Below are 8,717 nucleotides of genomic sequence, written 5' to 3'. Positions count from 1 at the left end.
GAAACATCGAGGCCGACGTAGATCATGACGCTTCTCCTTCGGATAGAGTTGGTCCATGATCGTCAGTCAAAACGTGCCGCGCAGCAAATAGGTCAGGCGATCGGGACCGAATACCCCATCTCTTCCGTAAAGCGGCTGCGCTTCATGCTCTGGTCCTCATATGGCCAGAGCGAACTTCAATCTGGATTAAGTCCAGGGGGCAAGGTCAAGATTAACGTGCGGGCCGGTGAGACACCCAGGTAACGAGATCGTCGACTTGAATGCGCCCACCCCGCGCGTTAGCGACGCTACGAGGCGGCCACCAACTCCGGTAGTTGAGACGACCGCGTCAGGTTTGCAAAGATCATCCGGACCAACGATCATAGAGGCGATGCCGGAGAAAGGCTTTATGGCTGGCGTTCAATACTTCGTCACGCGCTACAGGGGCCAATGGGCGGTTTCGCTCAAGGATGTGTACTCCGGCCCCTATGCCACTGAGCAAGAGGCCATCGGTGTCGCAGTGAAGAACGCCCACGAGCAGGGGCAGGCAGGAAACGACGCGCAGGTTCTGGTCCAAAGCCACGACAATAGATTCAGAAGCGAGTGGGTATATGGGCGCGACTCGTACCCACCAGGTTAAACCGGGCCAACGGAATGCACATTTTCGAGCGGCACATCACAGCCCTACGGTCGCAAGCGCTTGAGGTGCTTGCAGCCAATCAGGCCCGCGCGGCCGATCAGTCTTTGAGCCTGGCAGATCGCCAAGTCGCGACATCTTATGCAGAGGAGGCTCAGGCAGTGTTGGGCATACTCGATAGTGTGAAGCCCAATCTTAGGCCGAAGGACGCGCGGCGGATCGCTGCACGCATACGCGATCTTCTAGAGGGTGAGGGGTGAGTGCCACCCGACCCTCTCGGGGCTAAAGGTCACAGGCTTTGTTTGTGATATGGCTGGCCACCGAGTTGGCGGCGCGAGACGCTCGTTTCCCTCCCCGGGAAATCCCAGTGGCAAGACCACGGTTTAACCAATAGCAGCGGCAAGGTGCGAGACGGATGCAGACAGGATACATCTCCCGATGAGCCGTTGTCCTTCGCCTGCAGATTCCGATCGGCTATGCGTTGGGGTACGCCAGCTATTCCAGCACGTCTCCGATCCCGGCGTTTACCTCGTGGCTACCGAACCTCTTGATCGTCGCTCTGTATTCCACCTTGGAGGTTCGATGGCGCTCCCGGTGGATTCAATGAACGCTCGCCAGGCCGTCGGCCCGATCGTGCGATCAGGCGTCGTTCGCCTCGACCATCACAAGCGAGGCTTCATGGAGCTCGATCAGGTGGCTGCGCTATTGAGACCCTCAACCCACTATCGGTATATAGATAATTTTGCTACTTTTGCTAGAACTCTTGGTTGTCTTTTTAAACGCTTGGCCCCCCGTGATCGAGCGCATAGAGCCATCCATCTTATGGGGTGATGACGATATCGTTGCAGATTTAGACACTGGATCGGAGCTGCCCTTCATCTAACGAACGATAAGGTGCTATCTATGAAAGTGCCGGACCTGTTGCACACGCCGGCGCCCGGGGCAGACCAATTCTCTTTCCGCATAGAGCAGTGTGGTCGTGGAGACGCGACTTGCATACTCCTTCATGGCTTCGGCGAAGGTGGCTATGTATGGTACGACTTTGCACCTCGCTTGCCGAAAAAATACCGTGCCATAATCATCGATTTCAGGGGGCACGGAGATTCCGATGAAGATCCAACAGGAAATTATGGCGTTGGCCCCTATTCCACAGACGTTCTCGATCTTATTCAGAAATACAAACTTGGTAATGTTTCTCTTGTAGGGCATTCCCTTGGTGCGGCCGTGGCGCTTCAAGTTGCTGCAGCCGTCCCTCACCTTGTAACAGACTTGGTTCTTGTAGATTTCTCTTTGAGCACCGAACCGGACGTTTGCGAAAATATTCTCTCGCAGTTCCACGAGCAATGCGATGGCTACAACTCGCTCGCCGAGTACGCCGCCTGGATATCGGCCAAGCGACCGCTGACTCATCCACGAATGCTTCGTCACATCGTAGACAACGCTCTGCGCGAGACCGCCGATGGAAGATTTGTACTCAAAGTCGATCAGAGGATTCAGCAACTAATAAGCACAGGATCGGCGCGAACGGATGATGTTCGGGCTATTTTTTCTAAGATCTTATGCCGAACATTATTGATAAGAGGCCGAGGATCTGCGGTCCTTTGCAAAAAAGAAGCACTAGATATCATACGCTTGTTGAAAAATGGCCAGCTGTGCGAAGTTTCTCGTGCCGGCCACGCGGTGATGGTCGAAGATCCAGACGAATTTGCCGATGCGGTCAACCGGTTTCTTCTCGGACCGCGCTCCTCACGCAGTGAGTTGTGACCGGTTGGGAGTTGTTGGCCCCGAGATCCCTGCCCGTAGAGCCCCGCGGTCACGCCGTCGAGTCTGCCTGCCGCCCTTCACGCGGGAGGCCTATCCGATGTCAGGATGCTGGAGATAGCTTGCGATGATCAGGCGCTGAATCTCCGAGGTTCCTTCGTAGATGCGCAGCGATCGGATCTGCCGATAGAGACGTTCGGGCACGGCATCCTTCACGATTCCCGCGGCGCCGAAGATCTGTACTGCATCATCGATGATCCGCTGTGCATGTTCAGTCGCAAACAGTTTCGCGATGCTGGAGTGCTTTCCAAAGCCACGGATCTGCTGGTCAATTTCCCACGCCGCCTGGGCGATGAGCAATGCGTTGGCGGTCAGCGCCACCTCGCTGTCGGCGAGCTTCGATTTAGTCAATTGCATGTCCCAGACCGTGCCGGTCGAGAGGCGTCTAGAGCGAGCCCATTTTAGCGCTGCGCTCCGCGCCCGGCGGGCGAAACCGGTCGCGGCAGCGCCAACCGTCATCCGATACTGCTCAAGGATTTCGCCCGCGATTTGGAAGCCGAGTCCCGGCTTTCCGATCATTTGGGCCGCCGGCACGATGCACTCGTCAAAGCTCAGGCTGCCAAAGGAGCGCCGCGCCATCGCCTCAATCGTCTCCGCGACACGCATCCCAGGCGATTGAGCGCGCACGAAAAACAAGCTGAGCCCCAGTGGCCCCGACTGGTCAGCCGTTCGGGCCAGGACAATCGCGAAATCGGCAATGTCGGCGTTGGAAATCCAGGTTTTCGTCCCGTTCAGGGCATAGGACTCGCAACGACGTTCGGCACGCAGCGAAACGTTGGCAATGTCCGAGCCGACGTCGGGTTCGGATAAGGCCAGACACCCGATCGACCGCCCTGCCAGTATGTCCGGGAGCAGAGTCGCGCGCTGTTCCGTAGAACCGTACCGGACCAGCGGCGCAGCGGCCAGGGCCTGAATCGAGAAGGCGAAATCGCACAAATCATGGATGAACGAGAAGCCCTCGCGAATCAAGCAGATACTGCGGAAATCAGGGGCCGCATCGGCGCCGCCGACGGCCGCGTACCAGCCGGTTCGCCCGAACAGGGCCGTTAGATGACGGCCCATCTCGGCGGGCGAGCGACCTTCGATCTCGCCAAGTTCTGGCGAGATCTCGTCAGCCCAGCTTTCAATTCGCCTCGCGAGTTGCCGATGCCGTTCCTCGTAGAGCGGCAGTCTAAGAACCGAGGTGTCGAATATTTTCACGGCGGCCCCTTCGACCCGGTGTTGCAAAACTCTCCCGAAGGCAAAGCGGTGGCCTCGTGGCGGCACCGCCCGCCAGGATCCGGTCATCCGCTGGCACCGGCTCGCCGAACGGTCAGAGCGTCAAAGCACAATGATCGCCGATCGCATCATCGTCGATCATGACAGAGTGGGGCGATTCCAGCGTCCCACCTTCCATGAAATAGGAAAACGCAGCATAGCCATTCCAAATGCGGCGCCATTCGGCGGCGACTGCAGCGGTGCCGTATCGCCGCTCCGTTTCGTCGAGATGCGCCTGGATGATCGTCACCGCTTGCCGTGAATGTCCGGCGGAGAGGTTGTCGATGGAGAGGTGCACATCCTCGTAAATGTGGTCGAAGCCCCAGTGCTTCAGCTTTTGGATCTCATGCAGCCGCACCTCGCCGAGGCCAAACATTTCGACGCCCAGATTGTAGCCGAGAATCTCAGGGTGAAAGCGGTTCGGAAATAGGCCGAGTGACAGCTGGTTCAATGGAAAAGTATAGAAGTTGTCGGGGATTTCGTCCTGATCGATGAACGCTTCGTCACGGATATGCGGCAGGTCGATCTCCAGGCTCCTCAGGACCCCATAGATCAGCGTGATGTGGTTCTTCTGAATATCACCCAAGCCCATCTCATCGGCATAGATGCTGAACAAAGTCGCATCTGCGGCTCGCTCGAAGCGGCCCGTGCCGCTGCTTCGAAATGCCCAGCAGCCATCGATCAGGTTGCCCAGCGCAAAGTATTTCTGACCGAACACAACTTCGTCACGAGGCGGAATGTCGTTGAGTGGCGCATAGGGTTCGACGAGCTTGTGCCAATAGATCGACTCGACCCGAGCTTCCAGGGCCTCGGGGGAATACTCGAAAAAGCGAGCGTCTGTATATCGCCCCGTGGCCTCGTTGTTGAAAAGGACCTCCGCCCGAGCCAACCCCACGCGTGCGCGCTCCAGCGCAACCGATAATGTGTTCGCGAAATTTTCTATATTGACCAGCCGGTAGAACAGCGTCCTGTCATCGAGATCTGGGGCAGATTCGAACACAGTGTCGCGGGGTGGGCGATTCCGGATGCTGGCGAGCCACAATCGCGTGACCGATTCGTCATGCCCTTCCGGTACCAGGATTATCGGCTCGTCGATCGTTTGAGCCGCTCGCTGGAACCACGATTTGAGGACGCACGCTTCCTGTTCGGAAAATATGCCGAACATCGGCCCGCCGAATTTGATGGCGTCGACGAAGCGGCAACTTCCTTTCGCATCGGCTCGCAGATAGCTGGAGCGCTTGAAATCCCGCAGGAAGACGGCGAGATCCAAACTGGTTTCAGCAAAACTCTCGGAGAGCAGCTTTCCGCCGATCCGGACGCGCCCATGCTGTTTCCCGGCAAACGGCGCGTGGCGCCGGATGATCTCGGCGACCTGCAGATCAAGGGAGCGGTCCGTCGATTGCCCGGCCAGTTCCGCCAGCATCGTCACCTGTCGCCTTTCGAGGCCGACAAAGACACGCATCGCATCGACGAGGCGGCGGGACAAGGCTTCACCCGCCGGGTCATCTTGCAGCCCGTCGACATAGGTGTCGAGGGCCTCCCATGCCGTTTCGGGTGACACGAAGGGGGCTAGCCCCGCCACGCGGTCATCGATCCCCAGGGCGTGGTAGGCAGCGTGGATTCCGACCAACTCGGGGAGGTAGGTCGCCGGGTAGCGAGACAGCGACAGCAAGAAAGCGGCCTGCAGTGACGTCATCGGCTCCGTCGCGGCCGCGCGGAAGAAGCCCGCATCGGAGATCGACGGCAGGAAAATGCCGGCCTCTTCGAGGGACCGACGGCGCAAAGCGACACATGACCGGGCTGGGCAGCCCTCGCCAAGAAGCAGCCATCTTTGGCCGAACAGGATGTTGACGATGGCGGCAGGCTGGGTCGCGGGTTGCGACACGGTGTCGAGCCAGCAATCGCCGAGTAACGACAGCGCAGCCCGCCCACGAAGAAGAGAGTGTTTCGCAGCCGTTCCTAAGGCGACCACGCCGTCGAGCGCCGCCGTGGTGGCGATACGGTGCTCTTCGAGCCAGTGCCACAGCCGTTCCCGATCTACGCGGCCGCCGCGGAGGACGGGCGCCTGCGCCATTGCTTCCAGCGCTCCATCGTCCCACTCCGCGACACTCAGCGTGGCATCCAGAATCTGCTTGGCGGCCAGTAGCATCGCCTCACTTTCGCAATCTTTCAACAGGAGTGCGGCGATCTCGGCCGGCTCCGCGGCCAATGCGGCATCGGCCAACGGTCGAGCCGCCGGATCGAAATGGAACAGACCGATCATGCCACCAAGGAAGCGATGTATGGCGGCGCCTTGAACATCATTCAAGGCCGCATCCGATTTGGATGATATACCGGTTGATGGTAGGCCTTTCATTTCACAACCTCGCTATGGTGACTCCTATAACACCAACCGGCGGATCGACGCGGCATGGAAAACCAGAAATTGTATCTTCACGGCTGTCACTATTTCCTCGGGGAAGAAGAGCGGCGTGTGACGGAGATTCCCGGTCTGGCCACGTGGCTCGCGCGAAACCAAATGATCGACGACCCGGGTTTGTGGGGCTGGGATCGTTTTCGCGTTACGGCCAGGCCGACGGTCGAGCTGCTGGCCGAAACGGCGCGCCGGAGCTTGGCGGATTTTGGCGCCCGTCAGCCATCGGTCGATGCAGTCATCCTGTGCGCAACGCACTTTCCGACCGATGTCGACCGACATGCCGATTTCATCGGCCGGCTGCTCGAGACTCTGGGCCTGCACCAAGCCATACCGTACGGCGTTACCCTGAATCGCTGCGCGACCCTCACATCCGCTGTTGGCCTGGCCGAGACGCTGGTCCGCAGCGGGCGGCACCAGGCGATCCTGGTGGCGGCCGGAGATACAATCGGCGCGCATGATGAAAGGCTGCGCCCTTTCGCGGTGTTCAGCGATGGAGCGGCAAGCTGCATCGTCAGCGCCGGACAAAGTGGCGAATTCCAACTGCTTGGCACAGCCGCGGCGGTTGATGCCCGAATGATGAGGCCAAACGCCGAAATCTCGGCCGACCTGACGCGGCGGGCGAATGCCGAACTGTTCGCGCTGGCGGAGGTTGGCCTCCGCGACATCAAGCGCCTCGCGCACAACAATCTGTGGAAGCCGATCGTGATCATGAAGGAGCAGCAGGCTGGCTTCCGCCGCGACCAGCTCCATCTCGACAATATTCCACGTATCGGCCACGTCTTCTCCTGCGATCCACTGATCAATATGATCGACTTGGCGGCAAGCGGTTCGGTGGCGTCGGGCGAGCTGCTGGCACTGGGATCGAGCGTATCCGGTGCCCGCTTCGGTGCATTGCTGCGCAAGAGTTGAATTTGGGCCTGGGCCGGCTGAAACGGCGGGGTGACGGGCCATCTCACACGGCCAGACAGAATTTTTCGGTTCGAGCCAGCGCGGGATTGCCGCGCCGGATATGGAGTATGCCATCCTTTGGCAACATGACCACGGCGCCGACGGTCTTCTCGCGGCATATATTGCCGGTGTCGGGCACGCAGATCGGCTCCTGGCATAAAAGGGCCATGTAGTCCTCCGGGCCTCCGTGACTGCCCGGACGATCAAGCTGCGCGACACACGCTTCCAGCCGGCGCACCGAGGAATTGCGCGAGAATGGGTTCATCTGGTCCATTGCGACAAAGTCTTCCGACAGGAAATGATTGGTGTGCACAAGAGTGGTACCGGCTCGGACGGAAAGCTTCCCGTCGCAGAGTTCGACGGTAACGCTGCGGTGTGCATCGCATAGCAGGAGCGAACGCGAACTGGCGAGCCGCACCCTCGACAACCAATCCAGGCATGAATCGATATCGCTGCTGCTGTCGAGCAAATGGCGGATAGCAAGATAGGGTGGGATGCCGGGGCGCCATGTACCGCCGAGCACAAGGTTGAGCCCGATCGCCAAACCCTCGCTGTTGAGGCCGAGATACCCGAGCAGTCCCGTGAAACTCAGCAGCAAGACCCGCCGCGGACTCGACCGATGAGCAATCCGGAGAATGACTATCTGGTCGTCCAGATTGCCATTGAGGTCGATCGTCTGGGCAAGCACGGGGCCGTCTTCGCCACGCCGGCACAGTGTCGTGCAGTCGCCTGCCGTATGAAACCGCGAATAGCCCATCACCTCGCGGCGTATCTGCAGCAACATCGCTTCGTCCGGCGCGATCTCGGCGCCTTCGGCCAAGCCCTCGATTTCTTCGGCAAGCGACGGCATCGCCGCGGCGATCTCGCGGCGATAGGCCGCAATCTCCGGCTCCAGTGTCGTGAGGCTGATCTGCCGCGGCAAGACGCGATTGAGCCGCGCCAGATCGTCATCGAGAAAGGTGCGGATCTGCTGCCGGAGCGCCACTCCATGGGCGCGTCCGAGCTCGCGCGGCAGGCCCTCGAGGCACAGCGGCTTCACTGCCCCGCACCAACCAGTTCGCTGGCTGCCCTGGTCAGTTTCGCTTCTTTGAGCAGGCCGGACCGAACGATCGGCCATTCGTGGCGCAGGATGCTGTAATAGATCGCATCGCGGCGACGCCCGTCCGGCATGTAGTTGAAGCTCCGCAGCACCCGCTCCTCGGTCGCACCGATATTCTGCAAGCCCTTGCGCGCCTGGAGATTGAGCACGTCAGTCTTGAACTCGACGCGTTCGCAGTCCAGCCGTTCGAAGGCGTACTGCAGCAGCAGAAATTTCGCCCAACGATTGAGCCGCTTCCCTCGATAGGCGCGGCCGAGCCACGACCAGCCAATTTCGAGGCGCCGGTCGGCCTCAGCCAAATTGCCGTAGGCCATGCTGCCGGCCATCGAGCCCGTCGCCTTGTCGATGACGGCAAAGACGACCCGGCGGGTGGCAGCGGTGTCTTCGACCGCTTGCTGGATGAAGCGGTCAAGATCTACGTCCGCATCGATCCGCTGCACGAAATAACGCCAGATATCGGCATCGAAAGCGATTTCGGCGAGCGACGCACGATCGGTGAAAGCGATTGGCCGCAGCCGCGCATAATCGTTTTCAAGCCGCACCTCGGCGAGGTCCTTCCA

7 protein-coding genes are annotated in these 8,717 nt (G+C 59.8%); 3 read left to right on the top strand and 4 right to left on the bottom strand.

Annotated elements, in window-relative coordinates; genetic code table 11:
• Positions 1-370 precede the first annotated feature (370 nt).
• Together I6F36_RS37235 and I6F36_RS37230 are read left to right on the top strand one after the other, a co-directional pair.
• Positions 371-619 carry a DUF2188 domain-containing protein gene (locus I6F36_RS37235; RefSeq protein ID WP_346656709.1) on the top strand — a complete coding sequence of 83 codons (249 nt, stop codon included), beginning with the start codon at positions 371-373 and terminating at the stop codon, positions 617-619.
• 900 nt (positions 620-1,519) lie between these two features.
• Positions 1,520-2,380 carry an alpha/beta fold hydrolase gene (locus I6F36_RS37230; protein ID WP_225143526.1) on the top strand — a complete coding sequence of 287 codons (861 nt, stop codon included), beginning with the start codon at positions 1,520-1,522 and terminating at the stop codon, positions 2,378-2,380.
• A gap of 90 nt (positions 2,381-2,470) precedes the next feature.
• Here I6F36_RS37230 and I6F36_RS37225 read toward each other — a convergent pair whose 3' ends face one another.
• Positions 2,471-3,724 (bottom strand): acyl-CoA dehydrogenase family protein, encoded by a 1,254-nt coding sequence (locus I6F36_RS37225; protein WP_225143528.1) that lies wholly within the window; start codon positions 3,722-3,724, stop codon positions 2,471-2,473.
• A gap of 25 nt (positions 3,725-3,749) precedes the next feature.
• Positions 3,750-6,002: an iron-containing redox enzyme family protein gene (locus I6F36_RS37220; protein ID WP_225143530.1), complete on the bottom strand. Its 2,253-nt coding sequence runs from the start codon at positions 6,000-6,002 to the stop codon at positions 3,750-3,752.
• A 102-nt stretch (positions 6,003-6,104) separates the two neighbouring features.
• Between I6F36_RS37220 and I6F36_RS37215 the strand changes: the two genes are divergently transcribed.
• Positions 6,105-7,019 carry a hypothetical protein gene (locus I6F36_RS37215; RefSeq protein WP_225143531.1) on the top strand — a complete coding sequence of 305 codons (915 nt, stop codon included), beginning with the start codon at positions 6,105-6,107 and terminating at the stop codon, positions 7,017-7,019.
• 43 nt (positions 7,020-7,062) lie between these two features.
• On the opposite strand, the gene I6F36_RS37210 is transcribed toward I6F36_RS37215, so the two are convergent.
• The gene (locus tag I6F36_RS37210; protein ID WP_225143532.1) at positions 7,063-8,097 is read right to left on the bottom strand and encodes a C45 family peptidase; all 1,035 of its coding nucleotides are present in this window, start codon (positions 8,095-8,097) and stop codon (positions 7,063-7,065) included.
• Positions 8,094-8,699 (bottom strand): GNAT family N-acetyltransferase, encoded by a 606-nt coding sequence (locus tag I6F36_RS37205; RefSeq protein WP_225143533.1) that lies wholly within the window; start codon positions 8,697-8,699, stop codon positions 8,094-8,096. Before I6F36_RS37205 ends, I6F36_RS37210 begins: the two co-directional genes overlap by 4 nt.
• Positions 8,700-8,717: the final 18 nt, after the last annotated feature.

The organism is Bradyrhizobium sp. BRP19 (assembly GCF_020194195.1).
Classification (GTDB): domain Bacteria; phylum Pseudomonadota; class Alphaproteobacteria; order Rhizobiales; family Xanthobacteraceae; genus Bradyrhizobium; species Bradyrhizobium yuanmingense.
Note: the sequence above shows the minus strand (reverse complement) of the source record. Positions and strands in the feature narration are given on the sequence as shown.